The sequence below is a fragment of the Microbacterium sp. UCD-TDU genome, assembly GCF_000340625.1.
In the GTDB taxonomy this organism is placed as follows: Bacteria; Actinomycetota; Actinomycetes; order Actinomycetales; family Microbacteriaceae; genus Microbacterium; species Microbacterium maritypicum.
In genome coordinates this window covers 264,751-288,008 of sequence record NZ_KB454447.1, presented here as the reverse complement: position 1 = coordinate 288,008, position 23,258 = coordinate 264,751, and the positions used below count along the sequence as shown (strand labels likewise).

19 protein-coding genes and 1 tRNA gene are annotated in these 23,258 nt (G+C 68.5%); 12 read left to right on the top strand and 8 right to left on the bottom strand.

The window, feature by feature from the left end:
- The first annotated feature begins 212 nt into the window (after positions 1 to 212).
- Both D514_RS31710 and D514_RS38750 read left to right on the top strand, forming a co-directional pair.
- Complete coding sequence (locus D514_RS31710) at positions 213 to 1,319, top strand: heme A synthase (protein WP_017830400.1); 1,107 nt, start codon at positions 213 to 215, stop codon at positions 1,317 to 1,319.
- 68 nt (positions 1,320 to 1,387) lie between these two features.
- Positions 1,388 to 1,837 (top strand): hypothetical protein, encoded by a 450-nt coding sequence (locus tag D514_RS38750; protein WP_186004846.1) that lies wholly within the window; start codon positions 1,388 to 1,390, stop codon positions 1,835 to 1,837.
- A 74-nt stretch (positions 1,838 to 1,911) separates the two neighbouring features.
- Here D514_RS38750 and D514_RS31700 read toward each other — a convergent pair whose 3' ends face one another.
- Positions 1,912 to 2,817, bottom strand: coding sequence for a heme o synthase (locus D514_RS31700; RefSeq protein ID WP_017830398.1), 906 nt, complete (start codon positions 2,815 to 2,817; stop codon positions 1,912 to 1,914).
- A 220-nt stretch (positions 2,818 to 3,037) separates the two neighbouring features.
- Between D514_RS31700 and tkt the strand changes: the two genes are divergently transcribed.
- The 6 genes from tkt to pgl are packed head-to-tail and all read left to right on the top strand — an operon-like array spanning position 3,038 to position 11,151.
- Positions 3,038 to 5,149, top strand: a complete 2,112-nt coding sequence (gene tkt, locus D514_RS31695; protein WP_031206053.1) for a transketolase — start codon at positions 3,038 to 3,040, stop codon at positions 5,147 to 5,149.
- Entirely contained in the window at positions 5,146 to 6,258 is a 1,113-nt protein-coding gene (tal, locus tag D514_RS31690) for a transaldolase (RefSeq protein WP_017830396.1), read from the top strand. Before tkt ends, tal begins: the two co-directional genes overlap by 4 nt.
- Positions 6,255 to 7,862, top strand: a complete 1,608-nt coding sequence (locus D514_RS31685) for a glucose-6-phosphate isomerase (RefSeq protein ID WP_017830395.1) — start codon at positions 6,255 to 6,257, stop codon at positions 7,860 to 7,862. The genes tal and D514_RS31685 overlap by 4 nt, the downstream gene beginning before the upstream one ends.
- Positions 7,863 to 7,883: 21 nt before the next feature.
- Positions 7,884 to 9,434: a glucose-6-phosphate dehydrogenase gene (gene zwf / locus D514_RS31680; RefSeq protein WP_017830394.1), complete on the top strand. Its 1,551-nt coding sequence runs from the start codon at positions 7,884 to 7,886 to the stop codon at positions 9,432 to 9,434.
- Entirely contained in the window at positions 9,431 to 10,366 is a 936-nt protein-coding gene (locus D514_RS31675) for a glucose-6-phosphate dehydrogenase assembly protein OpcA (RefSeq protein WP_017830393.1), read from the top strand. Before zwf ends, D514_RS31675 begins: the two co-directional genes overlap by 4 nt.
- 5 nt (positions 10,367 to 10,371) lie before the next feature.
- Positions 10,372 to 11,151, top strand: a complete 780-nt coding sequence (gene pgl, locus D514_RS31670) for a 6-phosphogluconolactonase (protein ID WP_031206051.1) — start codon at positions 10,372 to 10,374, stop codon at positions 11,149 to 11,151.
- A 38-nt stretch (positions 11,152 to 11,189) separates the two neighbouring features.
- On the opposite strand, the gene D514_RS31665 is transcribed toward pgl, so the two are convergent.
- On the bottom strand, positions 11,190 to 12,284 hold the full coding sequence (locus D514_RS31665) for a DMT family transporter (RefSeq protein ID WP_036323603.1): 1,095 nt from the start codon (positions 12,282 to 12,284) through the stop codon (positions 11,190 to 11,192).
- Positions 12,285 to 12,345: 61 nt separating this feature from the next.
- Between D514_RS31665 and def the strand changes: the two genes are divergently transcribed.
- The gene (gene def, locus D514_RS31660) at positions 12,346 to 12,912 is read left to right on the top strand and encodes a peptide deformylase (protein ID WP_081603916.1); all 567 of its coding nucleotides are present in this window, start codon (positions 12,346 to 12,348) and stop codon (positions 12,910 to 12,912) included.
- A gap of 129 nt (positions 12,913 to 13,041) precedes the next feature.
- Positions 13,042 to 13,548 (top strand): septum formation family protein, encoded by a 507-nt coding sequence (locus D514_RS31655; RefSeq protein ID WP_236610965.1) that lies wholly within the window; start codon positions 13,042 to 13,044, stop codon positions 13,546 to 13,548.
- Positions 13,549 to 13,609: 61 nt separating this feature from the next.
- On the opposite strand, the gene D514_RS31650 is transcribed toward D514_RS31655, so the two are convergent.
- Entirely contained in the window at positions 13,610 to 15,028 is a 1,419-nt protein-coding gene (locus D514_RS31650; RefSeq protein ID WP_017830388.1) for a CdaR family transcriptional regulator, read from the bottom strand.
- 114 nt (positions 15,029 to 15,142) lie between these two features.
- Here D514_RS31650 and D514_RS31645 point away from each other — a divergent pair, with 114 nt between their 5' ends.
- Both D514_RS31645 and D514_RS31640 read left to right on the top strand, forming a co-directional pair.
- Positions 15,143 to 16,240 carry an alcohol dehydrogenase catalytic domain-containing protein gene (locus D514_RS31645; RefSeq protein ID WP_017830387.1) on the top strand — a complete coding sequence of 366 codons (1,098 nt, stop codon included), beginning with the start codon at positions 15,143 to 15,145 and terminating at the stop codon, positions 16,238 to 16,240.
- Between the two features lie 52 nt (positions 16,241 to 16,292).
- The gene (locus tag D514_RS31640) at positions 16,293 to 17,729 is read left to right on the top strand and encodes an APC family permease (protein ID WP_017830386.1); all 1,437 of its coding nucleotides are present in this window, start codon (positions 16,293 to 16,295) and stop codon (positions 17,727 to 17,729) included.
- Positions 17,730 to 17,849: 120 nt separating this feature from the next.
- Here D514_RS31640 and D514_RS31635 read toward each other — a convergent pair.
- The 5 genes from D514_RS31635 to dusB all read right to left on the bottom strand — a co-directional run bounded on the left by D514_RS31635 (position 17,850) and on the right by dusB (position 23,221).
- A tRNA-Asn gene (locus D514_RS31635) sits at positions 17,850 to 17,925 on the bottom strand.
- Positions 17,926 to 18,022: 97 nt separating this feature from the next.
- On the bottom strand, positions 18,023 to 18,796 hold the full coding sequence (locus tag D514_RS31630) for an ATP-binding cassette domain-containing protein (protein WP_017830385.1): 774 nt from the start codon (positions 18,794 to 18,796) through the stop codon (positions 18,023 to 18,025).
- A 36-nt stretch (positions 18,797 to 18,832) separates the two neighbouring features.
- On the bottom strand, positions 18,833 to 20,692 hold the full coding sequence (dnaG, locus tag D514_RS31625) for a DNA primase (protein ID WP_017830384.1): 1,860 nt from the start codon (positions 20,690 to 20,692) through the stop codon (positions 18,833 to 18,835).
- Positions 20,692 to 22,077: a deoxyguanosinetriphosphate triphosphohydrolase gene (locus tag D514_RS31620; protein ID WP_017830383.1), complete on the bottom strand. Its 1,386-nt coding sequence runs from the start codon at positions 22,075 to 22,077 to the stop codon at positions 20,692 to 20,694. The genes dnaG and D514_RS31620 overlap by 1 nt, the downstream gene beginning before the upstream one ends.
- A complete protein-coding gene (dusB, locus tag D514_RS31615) occupies positions 22,067 to 23,221 on the bottom strand; it encodes a tRNA dihydrouridine synthase DusB (RefSeq protein ID WP_017830382.1) in 1,155 nt (384 codons plus the stop codon). Before dusB ends, D514_RS31620 begins: the two co-directional genes overlap by 11 nt.
- Positions 23,222 to 23,258 lie beyond the last annotated feature (37 nt).

The window sequence follows — 23,258 nt, the reverse complement described above, 5'->3', positions numbered from 1 at the left end:
CCAAACGGTGTCATCCGCCCCGACACACCTGATCCCCGTCGAGCCTGCGGGAGCGGGTGCCGTTGGTGGGCCCTCATCACCGGCGCTTCCATCGCGCCTAAACTGTTGACGATGCTTCAGCGCTGTCAGCGCTCATCGCAACAATCCGATTCTACAGGTTCCGCCTGACAGACGGGCCATGCCCGCCGCGTCTCGTGCGGTCCGGAGGACTTATGCCCGACACGATGATCCCCGCCACCTCGACGACGCAGGGGGTCCCCCCTCGTTCCTCGTCCTGGGTTCGTGCGTTGAAGGTCTTCGCGTGGCTGTCGTTCATCAGCGAGACGATCATCATCGGCACCGGCGGGGCCGTGCGGCTCACCGGCTCGGGCCTCGGGTGCTCGGACTGGCCGCTGTGCACCCCGGACTCCCTCGTGCCGATCCTCGAGGTGCAGGGCATCCACGGGATCATCGAGTTCGGCAATCGCCTGATGACCGGCGTCGTCGGCATCATCGCCCTCGCGGTCGTGCTGCTGGTCCTGCATCTGTTCAGCGGAAAGCGCGGCCTGGTCAACGCCCTCTGGTTCGCACTGGGCGGGATCGTCGCGGCCGTCGCCGCGTTCGCCATAGCCACTCCCCTGCATTTCCCGGCCTCGCCGATCGCCCTCGCCGTCCTGCTGGTCGCCGTCATCGCTGCAGCCGTCCGCTCGGTGCGCACTACTCCCACCAGACGCGACCTCGTCCTGCTCGCCTGGCTCACCCTGATCGGCGTGGTGGCCCAGGCGCTCGTCGGCGGCATCACGGTGCTCACCGGCCTCAACCCCTTCATCGTGGGTTTCCACTACACGTCCTCCCTGCTGCTCGTCTGCATCACGGCGGCCTTCCTCGTACGACTGAAGACCTCGCCCGGACCTCGCGAACGCGCCGTGCCCGCCTGGTTCGCCGCCGTCACCCACGTGACCGGGCTCGCACTGGCCGTCACGATCGTCTTCGGCGTGCTGACGACGGGATCCGGTCCGCACTCGGGTGATGCCGACGTGCTGCGCCACGGGTTCGACGCGACCGTGCTCGCGCACGTGCACTCGTGGCCGGGCTACATCCTCGCGGCGCTGGTCCTGTTCCTGACGGTCTCCGCCTGGGTGCTGCGCCTGGAGCCTCGACGCTGGCTGCTCGTGCTCGTGCTGGCGATGCTCGTGCAGGTCGGGGTCGGCATCTGGCAGGCCAGAGAAGGGCTCCCGCCGCTGCTCGTCGGCATCCACATGGTCCTGGCCTCGCTCTCGGCGGCCACGTACACCGTCGTGGTGCTGCGCCTCAAGCGTCCGGTACCCGTCGACGCTTGACGGCTCGCACAGTCGTTCCATAGCTTTCACATCGCGGACTCATCAGCGCATCCGCGAGGGTGGGCGACATGAACAAGTCACTCATACGAAGCATGGGGTTCTGGCTCCTCCTGGTCGTCTCCCTCGCCACCACGGCGGTCGGCGCCTGGTTGATCTCGGGTCAGATCGGCACGATGACGACCACGTTGCTTGATGGCACGGCCACCGGGGTCGAGGTGTACGTCGGCCAGTCGCTCGTCGTTGTGGGTGCCGGAGTGCTCGCGGCCGGAATCGTCGGCATCCTGCTGACGCTCGCGCTCGTCGCCGCACGATCGCTCGTCCCTGCACCGGCACCGGCGGTCGTCGAGGCCATCGACTGGACCGTCGAGGCTGAGGAGACGCCCGCTCCCGTCACCACGACCCCGCCTGCGGACACGACCCCCGCGACCGAAGAGGTCGTTGACGAAGCCGAGGTCACGAGAGACGACGCACCGGCCACCGACGCGAAGCCGGACAGCTCACCCTCGATCACCCGCTGATCGACCACCGGGCAGGAAGCGACGAAGCGGCGCCGAGGAATTCCTCGGCGCCGCTTCGTCGTTCGGAATCAGTGTCAGAACGGCAGCAGCGGGTCGACCGCGACCGCGACGAAGATCAGCGTCAGGTAGGTGATCGAGGCGTGGAACACGCGCATCGGACGCGGCTCGGTGCCGTGGACCGCACGGTTGTAGAGGCGGTGCGACTCGTAGATGAACCATCCGCCGAAGACCGCAGCGGAGATCGTGTACACGAGGCCCATGTTCGCGATCGGGACCAGCAGGAGCGAGCAGGCGACGGTCGCCCACGCGTAGAGGATCACCTGGAGGCCGACCTGCGAGGCATTGCGCGTGACGCCGAGCATGGGGACATCGACGTCCTCGTAGTCGTCCTTGTACTTCATCGACAGCGGCCAGTAGTGCGGCGGCGTCCAGAGGAAGACGAGGAGGAAGAGGATGAAGGCCGGCCAGTCGAGCGAACCGGTGACCGCCGACCAGCCGATCAGCACCGGGAAGCAGCCCGCGATGCCGCCCCACACGATGTTCTGCTCGGTGCGGCGCTTCAGGATCATCGTGTAGATCACGACGTAGAAGAAGATCGCCGTGGCCGAGAGGGCCGCCGTGAGCCAGTTGGTCGTGGCGAGCAGCCAGACGGTCGAGGCGATGGCGAGCGTCCACGAGAAGACCAGGGCGCCGCGAGGGCTGACTTCGCCGGTGACCAGAGGACGGTTCTCGGTGCGGTGCATGTGCGCGTCGATGTCGCGATCGAGGTACATGTTGAAGGACGCGGCGGAACCGGCGCTCAGCGAACCGCCGATGACGGTCGCCAGCACGAGCCACAGGTTCGGCAGTCCCCCCTGCGCCAGGAACATCACCGGCACGGTCGACACGAGCAGGAGCTCGAGGACACGCGGCTTGGTGAGCGTGATGTAGGCCTTCACCGTGCGACCGATGGACGACTTCTTCACGGTCTGATCAGACATCGTCGAGATCTCGATCGCCTCCTCCGCACGTGTGACCGGACAACCTCTCCAGTGTATGACACCGGATGACGTGTTCCGGCTCGCGGGCCCGCGTAGCGCACGTCGCCTCACCGCTATGCTGAAACCACTCGCGCGCCCGGCGATGTGCACACCTCTCCGTGATGATGCGGATGCGCCAGGGAATACGGGCGCCCTCGAAACTGTCGGAAAGGGCATGAACGTGTCGGAATTGCAGTGGGATGAGATCGATCGGCGCGCGGTGGACACCGCACGAATCCTGGCGGCCGATGCCGTGGAGAAGGTCGGCAACGGTCACCCCGGCACAGCCATGAGCCTCGCTCCGGCGGCATATCTCCTGTACCAGCGCGTGCTGCGCCACGACCCGAACGATGTGGACTGGCTCGGTCGCGACCGCTTCATCCTCTCTGCCGGCCACTCCTCGCTCACCCAGTACGTCGAGCTCTACCTCGGTGGCTTCGGACTCGAGCTCGACGATCTGAAGGCACTGCGCACCTGGGGCTCGCTGACACCGGGCCACCCGGAGTACGGCCACACCAAGGGCGTCGAGATCACCACCGGTCCGCTCGGACAGGGCCTCGCCTCGGCCGTGGGCTTCGCCTACGCCGCCCGCTACGAGCGCGGTCTCTTCGACCCCGAGGCCGCGGCGGGAACCAGCCCGTTCGACCACTTCGTATACGTGATCGCCGGAGACGGCGACCTGCAGGAGGGCGTGACCAGCGAGGCCTCCTCGCTCGCAGGCCACCAGCAGCTCGGCAACCTGATCGCGATCTACGACTCGAACCAGATCTCCATCGAGGACGACACGAACGTCGCCTTCACCGAGGATGTCGCGAAGCGCTACGAGTCCTACGGCTGGCAGGTGCAGGTCGTCGACTGGAAGAAGACCGGCGAGTACGTCGAAGACGTCGCCGAGTTGCACGCCGCCATCGAGGCCGCCAAGGGCGAGACCGCCAAGCCCTCGCTCATCATCCTCAAGACGATCATCGGCTGGCCGTCGCCCGGCAAGCAGAACTCCGGCAAGATCCACGGCTCCGCTCTCGGCGCCGAAGAGCTGGCCGCCACGAAGAAGGTCCTCGGGTTCGACCCCGAGCAGAGCTTCGTCGTCGCCGACGACGTGATCGCGCACACCCGCGGACTCGCGGCCCGCGCCGCTGAGGCCCGTGCCGCATGGCAGGAGTCGTTCGACGCCTGGGCCGCGGCGAACCCCGAGAAGAAGGCACTGCTCGACCGCCTCGAAGCGCACCAGCTCCCCGACGACATCACGAGCGCGCTGCCCGTGTTCGAGGCGGGCAAGGAAGTCTCGACCCGCGCGGCATCCGGCCAGGTCATCAACGCCCTCGCCGCTGAGCTCCCCGAGCTGTGGGGCGGCTCGGCAGACCTCGCCGAGTCGAACCTCACGACGATCAAGGGCGCGCCCTCGTTCATCCCCGCGGAGTGGTCGACCCACGAGTGGTCGGGCAACCCCTACGGCCGGGTGCTGCACTTCGGCATCCGCGAGCACGCGATGGGCGCGATCATCAACGGCATCGTGCTGCACGGACCCACCCGCGCGTTCGGCGGCACCTTCCTCATCTTCAGCGATTACATGCGCCCGCCCGTCCGTCTCGCCGCGCTCATGAACGTGCCGAGCATCTTCGTCTGGACGCACGACTCGGTCGCCCTCGGTGAGGACGGCCCCACCCACCAGCCGATCGAGCAGCTGGCGACGCTCCGCGCGATCCCGAACTTCACGGTCGTGCGACCTGCGGACGCGAACGAGACGGCCGCGACGTGGCTGGAGATCCTCCGACGCCACGAGGGACCGGCAGGCATCGCGCTGACGCGTCAGAACATCCCGGTGTTCGCGCGTGGCGAGGGCGCGGCATCGGGCGACACGTTCGCCTCGGCGGAGAACGCGGCCAAGGGTGCCTATGTGCTCGCCGAAGCGCCCAACGGCACGCCGGACGTCATCATCGTGGCCACAGGCTCCGAGGTGCAGCTGGCGGTCAACGCCCGTGAGGCACTGGCCGCCGAAGGCGTGAACGTGCGCGTCGTCTCCGCTCCGTCGCTGGAGTGGTTCGACGAGCAGGACGCGGAGTACCGCGAGAGCGTGCTGCCGGCCTCCGTCACCGCCCGCGTCTCCGTCGAGGCGGGCTCGGTGCTGAGCTGGCGCGGCATCGTGGGCGACCGCGGCCGCTCGGTCGGCATCGACCACTTCGGCGCCTCCGCCGACTACAAGACCCTCTTCGAGAAGTTCGGCATCACCACCGAGGCCGTCATCGCGGCCGCCCGCGAGACCATCGCGGCCAACAGCACCAAGGAGAACGCATGAGCACCCCCACCGCACAGCTCGCCGCCGCCGGCGTCAGCATCTGGCTCGACGACCTCTCCCGCACGCGCATCGCCTCGGGCAACCTGGCCGATCTGATCTCGTCGCGCAACGTCGTGGGTGTCACGACCAACCCGACGATCTTCGCGAATGCGATCACCGACAAGAACGACACCTCGTACGACGCACAGGTCACCGAGCTCGCCGCCTCGGGCGCGACGGCGGAGGAAGCGGTCTTCGCCGCGACCACGCAGGACGTCGCGGCAGCCCTCGACGTGTTCCGTCCCGTCTGGGAAGCCTCGAACCACGTCGACGGCCGCGTCTCGATCGAGGTCTCCCCCGACCTCGCGCACGACACCGCCGGCACGGTCGCGCAGGCCAAGGAGCTGTGGGCCAAGGTCGACCGCCCGAACCTGCTCGTCAAGATCCCCGCGACCAAGGCCGGCCTTCCGGCCATCGCCGAGGCGATCGGGGCGGGGATCAGCGTCAACGTCACGCTGATCTTCAGCCTGGAACGCTACGCCGAGGTCATCGAGGCCTACCTGACCGGTCTCGAGACGGCGAAGGCCGCAGGCATCGATCTGTCGACCATCCACTCCGTCGCCTCGTTCTTCGTGTCGCGTGTCGACACCGAGACCGACAAGCGCCTCACCGCGATCGGCACGGATGCCGCCGAAGCGCTCAAGAGCAAGGCCGGTCTGGCCAACGCACGCCTCGCCTACGAGCTGTTCGAGAAGACCTTCGCCGGCGACCGCGCCGCGGCGCTGCTCGACTCCGGTGCGAACCTGCAGCGTCCGCTGTGGGCGTCGACCGGTGTCAAGGACCCGGCCCTTCCCGACACCCTGTACGTCACCGAGCTCGTCGCCCAGGGCGTGGTCAACACGATGCCCGAGAAGACGCTCGAGGCGACGTTCGACCACGGCGTCGTCACGGGCGACACGATCACGGGCGGTTACGAAGAGGCACGCGCCGTGTTCGCCGGCCTCGCCGAGGTCGGCATCGACTTCGCCGATGTCACCCAGGTGCTGGAAGACGAGGGCGTCGCGAAGTTCATCGACTCCTGGCACGACCTGCTGACGCAGGTCGCCGAGGGTCTGGAGTCGCAGCGATGACGTTCTCGATCCACACGTCCGGTGCGGCGCGCGCCGCGATCGATGAGACGGTGCCCAGTCTCGTCCACGATCTGGTCGCGTCGCGCATCACCGGCGGGGACGCGACGCTCTGGGGGCCGGCCGCCGAGGCTGAGGCCTCGGTCCGACTCGGATGGGTGGAGGCCGTGTCGATCTCTCGTCCGCTGGTCGCCGAGATCGTCGCGCTGCGCGCCGACCTCCACGCTAAGGGCGTCACGCGCGTCGTGCTCGCGGGCATGGGCGGATCCTCGCTCGCCCCGGAGGTCATCGCGCAGACCGCCGGAGTGCCGCTGACCATCCTCGACTCGACGGCTCCGGGCCAGGTACTCGCTGCTCTTGACGAAGGCCTCGCCGACACGGTGCTGGTGGTCTCGTCGAAGTCCGGCTCCACGGTCGAGACCGACTCGCAGCGGCGCACCTTCGAAGCGGCGTTCCGCGACCTGGGCATCGACCCCGTCGAGCGCATCGTCGTCGTCACCGATCCCGGATCCCCGCTCGATGTCTCGGCCCGCGAAGCGGGATACCGCGTCTTCAACGCGGACCCCAACGTCGGCGGACGCTACTCGGCGCTCACCGCCTTCGGCCTCGTGCCGTCGGGGCTCGCCGGTGTCGACATCGACGAGCTGCTGAACGAGGCCGAGGCCTCGCTTCTGGAGGTCGCCGTCGACTCGGCAGAGAACCCCGCCCTTCGTCTGGGCGCGGCGATCGCGGCGACGACACCCCGGCGCGACAAGCTCGGCCTCATCACCGACGGCACGCACATCAAGGGCCTGCCGGACTGGATCGAGCAGTTGATCGCCGAGTCCACCGGCAAGGAGGGCACCGGAATCCTCCCGGTCGTCCTGCTCCCGGTCTCCCCCGAGCTCGACCCCGTGCCCGCCGACCTGCAGATCGTGCGGCTCGTCGACGATGCCAACGAGTTCCACCTGCACGAGCGCCACGAGGGCGAGATCCTCGTCAGCGGGACGCTGGGCGCGCAGCTCATCGTGTGGGAGTACGCGACGGCGATCGCCGGTCACCTGCTCCACATCAACCCGTTCGATCAGCCCGATGTCGAATCGGCCAAGATCGCCGCGCGTGGACTCCTCGATGCACGCCCGGAGCCGACGGCTCCCGCGTTCGTCGAGAACGGCGTCGAGGTGCGGGTGTCCGACCCGGCTCTCGCCGCCTCCGGCAACGTCGAGGGCGTGCTCGATGCGCTCTGGGCCCAGCTCCCGGCAGACGGATACGTGTCGATCCAGGCCTACGTCAACCGTCTCGAGGTGCCGCAGCTCCAGGGCCTGCGCGAACTCGTCGCGGCGGACTCCGGACGACCCACGACCTTCGGGTGGGGACCGCGGTTCCTGCACTCGACCGGCCAGTACCACAAGGGCGGACCCGCGCAGGGCGTGTTCCTGCAGATCCTCGAACGCACCGAGGTCGACCTCGAGATCCCGGACCGTCCGTTCACCTTCGGACAGCTCATCCAAGCGCAGGCCGCCGGTGACGCCGCCGTACTCGCCGAGCACGGACGCCCCGTCGTCACGCTGACGATCACCGAGTCCTCCGACGACGTGCTCGCCCTGTTCGAAGCCGCACAGAAGTAACAGCAGGAGAATCCCCCACCGATGTCTGTTCCCATCTCGCGCGGGCACAACCCGCTGCGTGACCCCGATGACCGCCGTCTCAACAGGATCGCCGGGCCCAGCGCCCTCGTGATCTTCGGCGTCACCGGAGACCTCTCACGCAAGAAGCTGATGCCCGCGGTCTACGACCTCGCCAACCGCGGACTGCTCCCGCCCGGGTTCGCCCTGGTCGGATTCGCCCGCAGGGACTGGGAGGACCAGGACTTCGCGCAGGTCGTCTACGACGCCGTCAAGGAGCACGCGCGCACACCGTTCCGCGAGGAGACCTGGACCCAGCTGCTGCAGGGCATCCGCTTCGTCTCGGGCGAGTTCGACAATCCGGACTCCTTCCGCAAGCTCCGCGAGACCATCGAGAAGCTCGACGTCGAACGGGGGACGATGGGCAACCACGCGTTCTACCTGTCGATCCCGCCGAAGGACTTCCCGCTGGTGGCGAAGCAGCTCAAGGAGTCCGGTCTCGTCGGCGAGAACAGCGACGACGACGAGCGCTGGCGTCGCGTCGTGATCGAGAAGCCCTTCGGCCATGACCTCGAGTCGGCGCGGGCGCTCAATGCCGCGCTCGAGGTGGCCTTCCCAGCCGACTCGATCTTCCGCATCGACCACTACCTCGGCAAGGAGACCGTCCAGAACATCCTGGCGCTGCGCTTCGCGAACGAGCTGTACGAACCGATCTGGAACCGCAACTACGTCGACCACGTGCAGATCACCATGGCCGAGGACATCGGCGTCGGCGGACGCGCGGGATACTACGACGGCATCGGTGCAGCCCGTGACGTGATCCAGAACCACCTGCTGCAGCTGTTGGCTCTCACCGCGATGGAAGAGCCGATCAGCCTCTCGGCGGAGCACCTGCGCGCCGAGAAGGAGAAGGTGCTCGCGGCGGTGCACGTCCCGGACGATCTCTCCCTCGCGACCGCTCGCGGTCAGTATGCGGGCGGGTGGCAGGGTGGCGAGAAGGTCACCGGCTTCCTGGAAGAAGAGGGGATGAACCCCGAGTCGACCACGGAGACGTACGCCGCGATCAAGCTCGAGATCGACACGCGCCGGTGGGCGGATGTGCCGTTCTACCTGCGCACGGGCAAGCGTCTCGGACGCCGTGTGACCGAGATCGCCGTCGTCTTCAAGCGTGCGCCTCAGCACCTCTTCGGGCGCGGAAACGCCTCGGAACTCGGGCAGAACGCCCTCGTCATCCGTGTCCAGCCGGATGAGGGCGTCACGATCCGCTTCGGGTCGAAGGTTCCCGGCAGCGGCACGAACGTGCGCGACGTGACGATGGACTTCGGATACGGCCACGCCTTCACCGAGGCGAGCCCCGAGGCCTACGAGCGTCTGATCCTCGATGTCCTCCTGGGAGACCCGCCGTTGTTCCCGCGGCACGAGGAGGTCGAGCTCTCCTGGAAGATCCTCGACCCCGTGGAGAAGTACTGGGCAGCCGAAGGCGGCCCGGTCGAGCAGTACGCGCCCGGCTCATGGGGGCCGTCATCCGCTGACGACCTGCTGGCCCGCGATGGACGAGTCTGGAGACGCCCGTGATCATCGACCTTCCCGACACCACCGTCAGCCAGGTCGCGAAGCAGCTGGTCAAGGTCCGCGAAGAGGGTGGAGCCGTCGCCCTCGGCCGCGTGCTCACGCTCGTGATCGCTGCGCGCAACGGCGTCGCAGAAGCGGCTATCGACGCCGCGAACGATGCCTCACGAGAGCACCCGATGCGGGTCATCGTCATCACCACAGGTGAGGGCGAGTCACGCCTGGACGCGCAGATCCGCGTCGGTGGAGATGCCGGCGCCAGCGAAGTCGTGGTCCTTCGCGCCTTCGGAGACGCCGCCAGCAACGAGGAGAGCCTGATCACCGGCCTCCTGCTGCCCGATGCTCCCGTGGTCGCCTGGTGGCCGGAGGCGGCCCCCGTGGCGCCTTCGCAGTCACCGCTCGGCAAGATCGCGCAGCGACGCATCACCGATGCCGCCACCGCGAACGACGTCCGCGACCGGCTCGCGCTCCTGGGCGAGACCCACGCCCCCGGCGACACCGATCTGTCGTGGACTCGTCTGACCCACTGGCGCGAGCAGCTCGCCGCTGTGCTCGACCAGCCGCCGTACGAGCAGATCACCGGCGTCGAGGTGCGCGGAGCCGCGGCCTCCCCGTCGACCGCGCTGCTGGCCGCCTGGCTGCAGATGGCGCTCGATGTTCCGGTGCGCTGGTCCTACGAAGACCCCGAGCACTGGGCGGAGGGCATCAAGTCGGTGCGCCTGACACGCGAGTCCGGCGACATCCTTCTGGAGCGCCCGACACCCGGCGTCGCCGTGCTCACCCAGCCGGGACAGCCGAACCATGACCTGCACCTGCCGCGACGCACTCTGCGCGAGTGCCTCGCAGAGGAGCTGCGTCGACTCGACCCGGACGTCCTGTACGGTCGAGTCATCACCGAGGGCTGGGAGAAGCTGGGTCCGCCCGAGACAGGAGAGTGACGTCGATGACGACATCGTCCGCAGAGAAGCGGGTCGTGGTGGAAGCCACGCCCGCAGCCCTCGCCACCCGAGTGGCCGACCGGTTCCTGACACGGGTGCGCGCGCGCACACGCAACGGTCGGATCGCGCACATCGCCCTCACGGGCGGTTCGATGGGCGGTGCGGTGCTGCGTGCGGCGTCCGAGCACCCGCGAGCGGCGGAGATCGACTGGTCGCTCGTTCACTTCTGGTGGGGTGACGAGAGATTCGTGCCGCGCGACGACGTCGATCGCAACTCGCTGCAGTCCCGACAGGCTCTCCTCGACCACATCCCTGTGCCCCAGGAGAACGTGCACGAGGTCGCCGGCCCTGACACCGGTCTGACCCTCGACGAGTCCGCGGCGGCGTACGCTGCGGACCTGGCGCGGTTCGGTACCGACGAGCATCCGTGGCCCTCTTTCGCCGTGTGCTTCCTCGGGGTCGGCCCCGACGGGCACATCGCCTCCCTCTTCCCGGATCGGGAGGAGGTCACGGTGACGGATGCCGCAGTCCTCGCCGTCCGCAACTCGCCGAAGCCGCCGCCCGAGCGTGTCACGCTGACCCGCCCGGTGCTCAACTCGTCGAAGCGGGTCTGGCTCGTGATGACGGGCGCCGACAAGGCTTCGGCTCTCGGCCTCGCTCTCGCGGGGGCGAGCTACTCGAGCGTGCCCGCCGCCGGCGCCAAGGGGCGCAAGCGCACGGTGTTCTTCGTGGACGAAGCCGCGGCCTCCGAGGTCTCGGTCGACCTGATCGATCAGGCCTACTGAGTCGGCGCCGCCACGCGCGGCCGCTCGGTTCGCTGTCGCTAGGGTCGCTCTGACGAACCGTCGTGCCACGGCGGCGTCTGCGGACGTCCCGAGCCGTCCGAGTGCTCGGGAGCACTCGTCGCGGCGGACTGCGACGAGGGAGCCTCTCCGGCGCCGCCCTGCGAGGATCCGCCTGGCGTGCTGCCTCGCTGGATTCCCAGATCCTGACTGTCGCTGAGCACCTGAGGGTGATAGCGGGCGAGCCCGACCACGCCCCAGACGGCGATCCCTCCGGCGACGGCGAAGATCACGAGCACCCACCACGGAGCCGCAGAGGCTTCGCCCAGCACGACCATTCCGATGAGAACGGCGACGAGAGGGTCGACGACCGTGAGCCCGGCGATCACGAGGTCGGGCGGACCCGAGCTGTACGCGGTCTGCACGAAGTACGCGCCGACAGCGGCCGCCGAGACGAGGGCGAGCACGCAGATCCCGGTGACCCACTCGAACTGACCGGCCTCGATGCGCTTGATGACGACCTTGGCCAACGTGGCGACGAACCCGTAGAGGATTCCCGCGCCGATCACGTAGAACAGCGCGCGCATCCGACGGCGCAGGATCAGCCAGCAGGCGCCGAGGACGATGATGACCACGAGCAGGAGCGCCAGGATCGTGAAGAGCTCACGGTCGGTCACATCCTGCTCGGTCGCGTAGATCGCCGCGAAGAACACGAAGAGGAAGATACCGCCGACGCAGCACACGATGGCGGTGAGCGACTGCCGCGTCGGCGAGTGGCCGGAGATCCGCGCGTTGAGCAAGGTGGTGATCACGAGGGCGATCGCCCCGAGCGGCTGGACGACGATCAGCGGCGCCTTCACGAGGGCGGCGAGCTGACAGATCACGGCGAGTCCGAGCATCAGCGTGCCGATGAGCCACGACGGACGGGTCAGGAGGCGCTTGAGCTGATCGAGACTCAGACCCGAGGCGCCGTTGGCCCCGCTGAGACGTTCGACCTTCTCGACGCCGCGGTGCTGGTATTGGGCGCCGAGGGACATGAAGACGGCGCCGGCGAGAGCGAGCGGGATGCCGAGCAGCAGTCCCGGGTTCTGGAACGCGCCGACGAGCTGATCGCCGACGTCCTCGACCGCGTTCATCCACACCCCAGCATTCACAGTACGACCCTACCTGGCGAGTGCCGCCGACTAGGGTTGTGACGTGGCTGTACTTCCGATTCGCATCATGGGCGACCCCGTCCTGCACTCCCCCGCTTCCCCCGTCGACGAGATCACCGACGACGTCCGCGCCCTCGTCGCCGACATGTTCGAGACGATGGACACCGCCCCCGGGGTCGGCCTCGCCGCTCCCCAGGTCGGAGTGCCCCTGCGCATCTACACCTACGCCTACGTCGATGACGACGACCAGCCCTGGCGCGGCGTTCTCATCAATCCCACACTCTGGATGGTGCCGCTCGAGCCGGGTGAACCCGACCCGGACCTCGAATCCGAGGGTTGCCTCTCTTTCCCCGGCGAGCGGTTCCCACTGCGCCGGTCGGAGCGCGTCCACGTCACGGCCACCGACCTGGAGGGGCAGCCGGTCTCGATCGATGTCGACGGGTGGCGTGCCCGCATCATGCAGCACGAGTTCGATCACCTCGACGGCATCCTGTACGTCGATCGCCTGTCGGACAGCGACTGGAAGACCGCGCAGAAGATCGCTCGCAAGCGTGGGTGGGGACGCCCCGGTGCGAGTTGGATGCCCGGCGTCGACGACCTCGAAGGCTGAGCGCTCCCAGCCGAACCACAGCATCCTTCGAGTTGCGTCACAGACTCGGCGGGGGTTAGCGTGTTCGCGGCGGGGGCTTTTCGCATGCCTCCGCGTCACGCTTCGGAGGGGAAACAGATCATGATGAAGATGCGCACTCGACGCGCCCTGATGCTCGCAGGATCGGCAGTGGCGCTCTCGGTCGCCCTCAGCGGGTGCAGCGCTCTCAACGGCATTCTCGGCGGCGGTTCCGGCGACGCCAACCGCGACGAGGAGAGCGGGCAGGTCACGGAGAGCTCGAACGTCGGCGTCTTCTCGGTGAAGCTGGGTGACTGCATGCTCGACACCGGTTCCGGCACGATGACCGAAGCCAACATCCTCCCCTGCACCGACCCGCACGACCAGGAGGTGTACTACGAGATCACGATGCCGGATGGCGAGTTCTCCGACACCGACATCGACGCGGCGACGCAGGAGTGCATCGGAGACGCTTACACGACGTTCGTGGGCGTGGCCTACCAGGACTCCGCATTCGATGTCACCACGCTCGTTCCCACCAAGGACTCGTGGGAGCGGAACAACGACCGCGTGATCCAGTGCATCGTCTTCGACCCGGCTGGACAGACCACGGGTTCGCTGGCCGGCGCCGGACGCTGATCCACCGTCGAAGAAGAGGGCCTCGCCATCCGGCGGGGCCCTCTTCGTCTGTCTGAGGAGTTCAGCCGTCGGACGCCCGCAGCGCGAGCCAGGCGGCGACGCGATCGTCGGGGTCCGACAGCGAGAGACCGATCAGGTCCTCGATCCGTCTGATACGCGCGGCCAACGTCTGCCGGTGGATCCGCAATCGCGTGGCGCTCTCACCCCAGGCGCTGTTGGTGGAGAGGAAGACGCGCAGGGTCTCGATGAGCTCGGGTTGGTGCTCGACGCCGCGCAATGGATCCAGAAGCCGACCGATCCGCTGCGTCTGGTCTGCATCCAGCTGTCCGAGCACGAACGACACCGTCGGGATCGATGCGTAGCGGACGACGCGCTCCCCACCCGCGCGAGCCGTCTCGCAGGCCTGTCGGGCCTCGTCGACACTGCGAGCGAGCGCATCCGTCGTGGCCGGGCGCCCTAGTCCGAGATAGAGCGTCGAGGCGAAGGCCTGCGCCCGATGCGCGATCTCCTGTGCATGATCCTCGCGCACGACGCCGCGGATGAGTCCTCGTTGCGCGGCGAAGACATGCTCGGCCCCGAGTTCGTCGAGCCACAGCGCGAGCAGGTGCTCGACGTCCACTCCGCTCGTGCGTGAGGCCAGGGCGAACCCCACGAGGCTCCGCTCGTGCACGCCCCAGCGTCGGAGGAGCCGTGTCGCCTCCTCCCCACCCTCCAGCACGGTCTCCAGCATCATGGATCGGCCTAGACGTTCGAGGTGGCTGCTGTCCCGGGTGCGCATCAGGAGATCGAGCAGGGCTGCGGCCTGCGAGCTGAGTTCCCTCCCTCGACCGGAGCTGTCATTGCGCGGCGCGGTGACCAACTGCGCGGTGATGTCCTGCCCCGGACCGACAGGATGCACCTGAAGCGCGCGGTGGCGCACTCGCACGGGGCGGCCGACAGCGACCGCGATCGCATCGTCGATGTGCAGGCTCCCCGCGCCTGCGGTCGTGATCACCTCTCCGTGGCGGTCGAGGAGCACCGCCCATCCGTCGATCCGGTGCGCGAGTTCGGCGATGACGCCGGTGATCCCGCTGCGTCGAGCGGCGAGCGTGAGCACCCGCATCGCGGAGGTGATCGCTCTCGCCTCGGCCGCCTGGTCAACGGCGAGCAGGGTCGTCAGCGTCGGCGTCAGCAGCTCGTGCGACGTGCCCGCTCGGACGATCGCGGTGACGCCGCCCTCCTCGAGCAGGCGCCGGACCGCTGGCGTGTCCGCGTCGGTGACCACGACCACGTCCCGGAGGAGGGAGAGCCGGTGCGCATCGTCGGCGAGTTCGTCCCACTGCGCGGCGTCGACGACGACGAGAGTGGCGAACAGGCGGTCGGTCGGAGCGCCGAAGGACTCGAGAGCGACGACCGAGTTCACATGCCGGGCACTCGGCACGCCGCCATGCAGCAGCTCGCCTTGGAGGTACCGCGCCACGGAGGCGACATCACGAGCCACGCCTCGATCATACAAAGTGTGAATGAGTGACACTCAATCCACATATTTGTCGGATGCCCGGCGGTCAGCACTCTCCTAGCATCGTCGGCATCCCCTCTCCACCCGAAGGACGTCATGAAAGCTGTTGTCTTCCGCGATCCCCAGTCACCGATCGAGTTCGTCGACGTCGACCTCGCACCCCCGCGCGCGGGTGAGGTGCGCGTGCGCATCGCCGCTGCCGGCGTGTGCCACTCCGATCTGCACGTCAAGCGCGGCGAGTGGGATGCCGCCGCTCCCCTGGTCATGGGCCACGAAGGCTCCGGCGTTGTCACCGAACTCGGCGAAGGTGTCACGACCCTCGCTGTCGGCGATCATGTCGTCCTGAGCTGGGTACCGCCGTGCGGTGAGTGCCGCTACTGCCGAGCCGGTCACGAGGCCCGCTGCCAGAAGGTCGCCACGGTCGTCGCTCCCCTCGGAGTCCTGTTCGACGGCACGTCCCGCCTCAGCCGTGATGGCGAACCGCTGCACCACTACCTCGGCGTCTCCTCGTTCGCGGAGGAGGTCGTGGTTCCCGCATCCGGTGCGGTCAAGGTCCGCGACGACGCCCCGCTCGACGTCGTCGCCGTCGTCGGCTGCGCCGTGGCCACCGGCGTGGGCGCGGTTCTCAACACGGCGGCCGTCGAACCCGGCTCCACCGTCGCCGTCATCGGCTGCGGCGGAGTCGGACTCAACGTCGTCCAGGGCGCACGACTCGCCGGCGCCGAGCGCATCGTCGCGATCGATGTGCGTCCCGAGAAGACCCAGATGGCACTGCAGTTCGGCGCGACCGACCGTATCGACGCGTCGCAGGGTGACGCCGTCGCCCAGCTGCGCGAGCTCATCCCCGACGGCGTCGACTACGCGTTCGACGCGATCGGCCGCACGTCGACGACCGAGCAGTCGATCCAGATGCTCGGTCTCGGCGGTGCCGCCGTCATCGTCGGGCTTCCTCCCACGGGCGCCCGCGCATCGTTCGAGCCCCTCGTCCTGGCCGAGGCCGATCAGCGAATCCTCGGCTCGAACTACGGCTCCGTGCGCCCCTCGATCGACGTTCCCGCTCTCGTGGACCGGTACATGGACGGCCAGCTCAAGATCGATCCTCTGATCTCGGGGCGGCGCCCGCTGTCCGAAGCCGCAGCCGCGCTCGACGACCTCGAGGCCGGATCCGCGCTTCGCACGCTCCTCATCCCCTGACCGCCCTCGGCGGACCCCACCCCCACCCCTGAAACCCGAATCCAGGAGAACCATGTCAGACACCGTCGTCGCCCCGCCTGGCGCACCCAAGGATGCCGGCCTTCGCACCGGCGTCATGAGCGGCCCCGAACTCGCCGCCCAGGCCATCGCCAACATCGCCCCCAGCGCCGTCATCGCCTTCACCGCAGCGGCGATCTTCCTCGGTGCGGGTAACGGCACCATCTACGCCTTCGCTCTCGCCACCATCGTCATCCTGTGCGTGGGCTACTGCGTGGTGGTGTTCGCCCGCAAGCACGCCTCGGCCGGGTCTCTCTACACCTACGTCTCGAAGGGGCTCGGCCCGTTCGGCGCGTTCCTCGCCGGCGTCACGCTGCTGATCGGCTGCTTCGGCATCGCCGCGGCCTCGCTCAGCGGATCCGTCAGCTACATGGCGCAGTTCCTGAGCATGCTCGGCGTCCCGGCACAGGGACTCGGCTGGGATATCGGGCTCGCCATCGTGCTCGGCGGCCTGGCGACGCTGTTCACCATCCGCGGCATCCGCCTGTCCGCCCGCGTCTCGCTCGTCCTCGAGCTCGTCTCGGTCGGGATCATCCTCGTGCTGCTGATCGCCGCCCTGGTCTGGGCCGGTCCGGCTGCGTGGGACCCCGCGCAGGTGCTCGCCACCGGCTCGTCGTTCCAGGGCGTCGCCTCCGGCATGGTGCTCGGCATCCTCGGCTTCGTGGGGTTCTCCTCGGCCGACGCGCTCGGCCGTGAGGCCAAGGAGCCGTACAAGGCCATCCCCCGCGCGATCATGTGGAGCGCGCTCGGCGTGGGTGTGCTGTACGTCTTCGCCGCGTACACCCAGATCACGGTGCTCGGGGACGATCTGGCCACGTCGTCCAGTCCTCTGGAGAGCATGTCGGCCCTGATCGGCATGCCGGGCTGGTTCGCCGCCGTGCTCACGTTCGGCGTCTCCGCGTCGTTCTTCGCCGTGGTCGTCGCCCCGCTCAACGTGATCGGACGCATCGTGTACGTGATGGGCAAGGAGGGCGTCGTCGCGGAGCGGTTCGGACGCACGCACGAGCAGCACCTGACGCCGCACCGCGTGCTCATCATCGCCGGCGCTGCGGCCGTCGCGGTCGACATCGTGCTGCTGGTCTCGGGCGCCGCGACCGGGGAGATCCTCGTCTGGGTCAACACCTGGGGCACCTACGGCTACATGGTGGCCTACGCCCTCGTCGCGATCGCCTGCGTCGTTTACACGCAGCGAGCGAAGATGCGCAACGGCCTCGTGAAGGCGTGCGCGACCGTCGCCGTCGTCACGATGGGGTACGTGTTCTTCGCGAACGTCTGGCCGGTTCCGGCTTTCCCCTACAACGTGATCCCGTACGTGTTCCTGGTGACGGTGGCCCTGGCCCTCACGCGCTACGCCTACCTGGCGCGTCGCCGCCCCGATGTCATCGCCCGCATCGGCAACACCGAGACGAGTGCGATGGAGGGCGTCGGCTGATCGTCTCTCCCCGCTGTGGAGAAGAGCCCCTTCCCTCGAAGGGGCTCTTCTGCGTCCAGCCACTGCTCGACTTCGCGGGGATACGAGAGAAGCCCCCTCCGTGGAGGGGGCTTCTCTCGTTGGCTCCCCGGCTTGGACTCGAACCAAGAACCTGCCGGTTAACAGCCGGCTGCTCTGCCAATTGAGCTACCGAGGAATGTGCACCGCTGCGCGGGCAACTCGACAAGCTTAGCAAACTCCCGGAGGTGTTCACGACACCGAGGCGCCGTTCGGGAATGCCGGGCGTGTCGGACTCAATGCCGTGAATCCGACTCCGCGTTCGGCACCCAGAGCAGATCCTTGCCCACACCACGGGCGACCACGTGCCCACTGCGGAGCATCAGCGTCTCGGCATTCAGCTCGCGGATGAAGTCGGCGTCGTTGGTCACCAGGAGCGCGGCCATCGACTGCTCCTTGCGACGACGGGTGATCGCGTCGAAGACGACCGGCCGCACCTCGAGGTCCAGGTTCGCGAGCACCTCGTCGGCGATGAGCACCTTCGGCTCCAAGACGAACGACCGGGCGATCGCCACACGCTGACGCATGCCGGCGCTGAGCTCATAAGGGAACTTCGCCGCCGTGCCGAGGGGCAGGTGCAGCTCGTCCAACAGCGTCGCCACACGGATCGAGAGCGCCTTCGTGTTCACCCGGCGCTCACGGATGAGGATCGGCTCCGCGATGACCTCGTTCACGGTGAGCCGCGGCGGCAGGTCGGCGCCCGCACCCTGCGGTACGAATCCGGTGCGATAGGTGAGGATACGGTGCTTGCGGCCAGGCCGGCGCACATCGACGCCGCACACCTGGGCCCGTCCTCCGACGACCTTGACGGAGGGATCGGTGGAGCCCGCGAGGGCGGCGACCAGCGTCGACTTGCCGGAGCCGGTGGGCCCAGCGACGCAGATCAGACCGCCGGGCGCCAGGGAGAAGGTGACGCCGTCGACGGCACGCGTCGGCATCCCGTGGCCGATGCGGTCGATCACCAGATCAGAGCAATCGATCGCGTTCGTGGATTCGGGCCTGCGGGACATGACTCCATCCTGCCCTCTGCGCGATGCCGCTCGGGGTTACGACTCGGCGAAGCGCTGACGCTCCGCATCGATGTCGCGCAACCGCATCCGCAGCGCGCGGCCTCCGTCGGAATCCGCGGGCACTCGCTGCACGGCGCCGAGGAGCTCCTGCTTCTCGCGCTCGAGCTGACGGAGAACGAGTCGACGGGTGAGGTCGGCCACCGTGGCGACGGCTCGCTCTTCGTCGCGGGCGGGGAACGGCGTCATCAGCAGCTCCCCCGCGAGCGAACGGTAGGGCTCACGCACGCTGTTCACCGCCTCGGTCACCCACCCGGCCCTGGTGCGGTCGGGGGCGGCGGCGACGGCCTCGCGCACGGCGTCGAGACCGGGGGTCCGGAACGGCGCCTCCAACGCCCTGTTGAGGAGGGCCTGATCGACCTGATGGCCGTACTGCAGGGCGCCCATCAGCGCGTCGCGTTCGACAGCGACGTCTGGACTGCGCGGCAGGCTCGACAGGGTGACCGGAGCGACGACGGGAGCGCCGGTCACCGCATCGGTCAGCGGAGCCTCACGACGCACCTGCTGCGGACTCGACGCGCCGCGTGCCGCGCGTTCGACCTCGCTGCGCACCTCAGTGGGATCCATCCCGAGCCGGCGCGCCAGCACCCGCTCGTATCCCGGACGAAGAAGCTGGTCACGGATCTCGGCCACGATGGGCGCGGCCGCACGCAGCGCACCGACTCGCCCTTCGACGGTGGAGAGATCGAAGCCGCCGAGCTTGCGGTCGATCGCGAACTCGAACATCGGCTGCTTCGCGTCCATCAGCCCGCGCACGGCCGCATCTCCGCGCTGGAGTCGCAGGTCGCACGGGTCCATGCCGTCAGGGGCGACGGCGACGAAAGTCTGCGCGTTGAACCTGTCGTCCTCCGTGAATGCACGCAGGGCCGCCTTCTGGCCCGCCTCGTCTCCGTCGAACGTGAAGACGACCTCGCCCGAGGCGTTGTCGTCGCCCATCACCCGGCGCAGGACCTTGATGTGCTCGGTGCCGAACGCCGTGCCGCAGGTCGCGATCGCGGTCGTGAGACCCGCGAGGTGGCAGGCCATCACGTCGGTGTAGCCCTCGACCACGACGACACGGCGAGGATCCCCGCGAGCGATGTCGCGCTTGGCGAGGTCGAGCCCGTAGAGCACCTGCGCCTTCTTGTAGATCGGCGTCTCGGGGGTGTTCAGGTACTTCGGCCCCTGGTCGTCGTCGAACAGCTTGCGCGCGCCGAAGCCGATGGTCTGCCCCGACACATCCCGGATCGGCCACACCAGCCGCCCGCGGAAGCGGTCGTACACGCCGCGCTGCCCCGTGGAGACGAGACCGGCGTTGCTGAGTTCCTCGCGCGTGAAGCCCTGCGCGGTGAGGGCCTTGAGCATCCCGTCCCACCCGCGCGGGGCGAAACCGACACCGAAATGCGCGGCAGCACCCGCATCGAACCCGCGCTCTCCCAGGAAGCGTCGACCGGCCTCCGCGTCGGGGGTGAGCAGCTGCGCGCGGAAGAACTCCGCCGCGGCAGTGTTCGCTGCATAGAGCCGACTGCGACCGCTGGTCTCGGGCGCCGCTCCTCCGTCTTCGTAATGCAACGTGTATCCGATGCGCCCCGCGAGACGCTCGACGGCCTCGGTGAAGCTGACGTGGTCCATCTCCCGCAGGAACGAGTAGACGTCGCCGGATTCCCCGCAGCCGAAGCAGTGGTAGTACCCCACCTGCTGACGCACATGGAAGCTCGGGCTCTTCTCGTCGTGGAAGGGACACAGCCCCTTGAGGGATCCGACCCCGGCCGATCTGAGAGCCACACGCTCGCCGATGATGTCGGCGATGTTCGTCCGCGCCTTCACCTCGTCGACGTCGGCCTGCAGGATCCGCGGCATCAGTGCGCCCCTTCGGCCACGGGCAGCCGCTCGGCGTGCGCCTGCGCGCCCGGACGGGGGTGACGCGGAGTCCAGATCCCGACCTCGGCCGGATCGATCTCGCCGACGAGCCGGTTGTGCCAGTCGATCGCGCTCTGGTCGGTGAGGCTCGCGATCTGATCCACCACGACCCTGGCGCGCTCGGCGTCGTTCTGCGACGCGACGAAGTCGGCCGCGAAGGCAGGCTCGAGCACATCGGAGCCTGCGGACCACAGCGCGTCGGTCGACCAGAGGGCGTCGGCGAGCCGCTTCAGCACGCGTCGCTGCTCCTTGTAGACGCCCTTTCGGGCTTCGATCGTGACGATCGCCTGGCCCATGATGCCCTTGAGGACCGCGATCTCCACCTCGATCACGCGTGGCACGACGACGTGGGCGTTGTAGCGCACCAGGGCGGTCGAGCCGTACGCCTCCTTCGTGGCGGAGACCGAGGCGCGGGCGAAACGTCCGATCAGGTCGCTCGTCAGGTTCTTGAGTCGGGCGAGTGCCTGACGGGAGCGGTCGAACGACGACAGCCACATCGGCTGCGACGCCAGTCGGTACAGAGCATCGGCGAGCTCGTCGCGCGTGAAGTCGTAGCCCACCCACTGCTGGATACGTCCGACGAGAGCATCGTGCTGACGCGGATCGGCGAGCTGGGCGACGTCGACGTAGCCGTTGACGATCGCATCCTCGAAATCGTGGACCGAGTAGGCGATGTCGTCGGAGAGGTCCATGATCTCGGCCTCGATGCAGCGCAGACGCCCTGGCGCCCCCTCGCGCATCCAGCGGAAGACCGCCTCGTCCTCGGGGTAGACGCCGAACTTCAAGCGACCACCCGGGTCCGGAACCGGGCTGTCGACCGTCCACGGGTACTTGCACGTGGCGTCGAGACTGGCGCGGGTGAGGTTCAGACCGACCGAGCGGTCATCGTCGTCGAGGACCTTCGCCTCGAGTCGGGAGAGGATGCGCAAGGACTGCGCATTCCCCTCGAACCCTCCGATCGGCTCGGCCCATTCGTTGAGCGCCCGCTCGCCGTTGTGGCCGAAGGGAGGGTGCCCGAGGTCGTGGCTGAGGCACGCGGTGTCGACGACATCGGCCGAGACGCCGAGGGCGACCGCGAGCTCACGCCCGACCTGTGCGACCTCCAGGGAATGCGTCAGGCGGTTGCGCGCGAAGTCGGCGGTGCTGGCGGGACTGAGCACCTGCGTCTTCGCCGCGAGCCGGCGCAGCGCTGCGGAATGCAGCACCCGCGCGCGGTCGCGGGCGAAGTCGTTGCGCTCGGAACGGTGGGTCTCAGCGAAGAAGCGCTCGGCGTCGCGCGCGTCATAGCCGTCGGCGCGCAGGCCGACCTGGGGATCAGCCACCACTGTTCTCGATCTCCGCTCCACGCATCATCTCGGAGGCCGACGATGCGAGCTCCCGAGACTCCAACCACTTGTCGGGCAGCGCTGTGCGCTTGGGATGACCTGACCGACCGCGCTGACCCTCGGCATCTGCGCCCGGATACGGCGCCGTGTGGTCGAGCCGCCCGAGGAGATCGTCGATCTCCGCGAGGCTGGACGCGGTGGCGAGTCCCGTGCGGATGTCGCCGCCGACCGGATACCCCTTGAAGTACCAGGACACGTGCTTGCGCACATCGCGGCATCCGCGGTCCTCATCCTCGAAGAACTCGACGAGAAGCTCGGCGTGACGCCGGAAGGCGTTCGCGACGAATCCGAGCGTCGCATCGACGGTCGTGCCCTCGCCTCCGAAAGCCGTCGCCAGCTCGCCGAACAGCCACGGGCGTCCGAGGCAGCCGCGTCCGACCACGACGCCGTCGCAGTCGGTCTGGGCCATCATGCGCACCGCGTCGTCGGCCGACCAGATGTCGCCGTTGCCCAGCACAGGAATGCTCGTGACGGCCTGCTTGAGCTCGCCGATGGCGTTCCAGTCGGCGAAGCCGGAGTAGAACTCGCTCGCGGTGCGGGCGTGGAGGGCGACCGCAGCCGCACCGGCATCTTCGGCCGCGCGCCCGGCGTCGAGGAACGTCAGGTGATCGCGGTCGATGCCCTTGCGCATCTTCACCGTGAGCGGCACGTCACCTGCGGCCTTGACGGCCTGGTCGACGATGTCGGCGAACAGCTTCGACTTCCAAGGCAGCGCCGCTCCCCCGCCGCGACGGGTGACCTTCGGCACCGGGCACCCGAAGTTGAGGTCGATGTGATCGGCGTGATCCTCGGCGACGATGATGCGCACCGCCTCGGCGATGGTCTTCGGGTCGACGCCGTAGAGCTGGATCGACCGCGGCGTCTCCGACTCGTGATGGCGGATCAGCCGCATCGTGGTCTCGTTGCGCTCGACCAGGGCACGCGAGGTGATCATCTCGCTCACATAGAGCCCGGCGCCGTACTCGCGGCACAGACGCCGGAAGGCGGTGTTGGTGATCCCCGCCATGGGGGCGAGGACGACCGGCACGTCGAGATCGATCGGACCGATGCGAAGGGGGCGGGCGGGGGCGGTGGCGAGAGTCATGTCCCCTCCATTCTCCCAGACGCAGAGCCACGAGGGA

Excerpts from the sequence above, each read along its gene's own strand:
- D514_RS31710 (WP_017830400.1), top strand. The coding sequence starts at position 213 with ATGCCCGACACGATGATCCCCGCCACCTCGACGACGCAGGGGGTCCCC.
- D514_RS38750 (WP_186004846.1), top strand. The coding sequence starts at position 1,388 with ATGAACAAGTCACTCATACGAAGCATGGGGTTCTGGCTCCTCCTGGTC.
- D514_RS31700 (WP_017830398.1), bottom strand. The coding sequence starts at position 2,817 with ATGTCTGATCAGACCGTGAAGAAGTCGTCCATCGGTCGCACGGTGAAG.
- tal (WP_017830396.1), top strand. The coding sequence starts at position 5,146 with ATGAGCACCCCCACCGCACAGCTCGCCGCCGCCGGCGTCAGCATCTGG.
- D514_RS31685 (WP_017830395.1), top strand. The coding sequence starts at position 6,255 with ATGACGTTCTCGATCCACACGTCCGGTGCGGCGCGCGCCGCGATCGAT.
- zwf (WP_017830394.1), top strand. The coding sequence starts at position 7,884 with ATGTCTGTTCCCATCTCGCGCGGGCACAACCCGCTGCGTGACCCCGAT.
- pgl (WP_031206051.1), top strand. The coding sequence starts at position 10,372 with ATGACGACATCGTCCGCAGAGAAGCGGGTCGTGGTGGAAGCCACGCCC.
- D514_RS31665 (WP_036323603.1), bottom strand. The coding sequence starts at position 12,284 with ATGAACGCGGTCGAGGACGTCGGCGATCAGCTCGTCGGCGCGTTCCAG.
- D514_RS31655 (WP_236610965.1), top strand. The coding sequence starts at position 13,042 with ATGCGCACTCGACGCGCCCTGATGCTCGCAGGATCGGCAGTGGCGCTC.
- D514_RS31645 (WP_017830387.1), top strand. The coding sequence starts at position 15,143 with ATGAAAGCTGTTGTCTTCCGCGATCCCCAGTCACCGATCGAGTTCGTC.
- D514_RS31640 (WP_017830386.1), top strand. The coding sequence starts at position 16,293 with ATGTCAGACACCGTCGTCGCCCCGCCTGGCGCACCCAAGGATGCCGGC.
- D514_RS31630 (WP_017830385.1), bottom strand. The coding sequence starts at position 18,796 with ATGTCCCGCAGGCCCGAATCCACGAACGCGATCGATTGCTCTGATCTG.
- dnaG (WP_017830384.1), bottom strand. The coding sequence starts at position 20,692 with ATGCCGCGGATCCTGCAGGCCGACGTCGACGAGGTGAAGGCGCGGACG.
- dusB (WP_017830382.1), bottom strand. The coding sequence starts at position 23,221 with ATGACTCTCGCCACCGCCCCCGCCCGCCCCCTTCGCATCGGTCCGATC.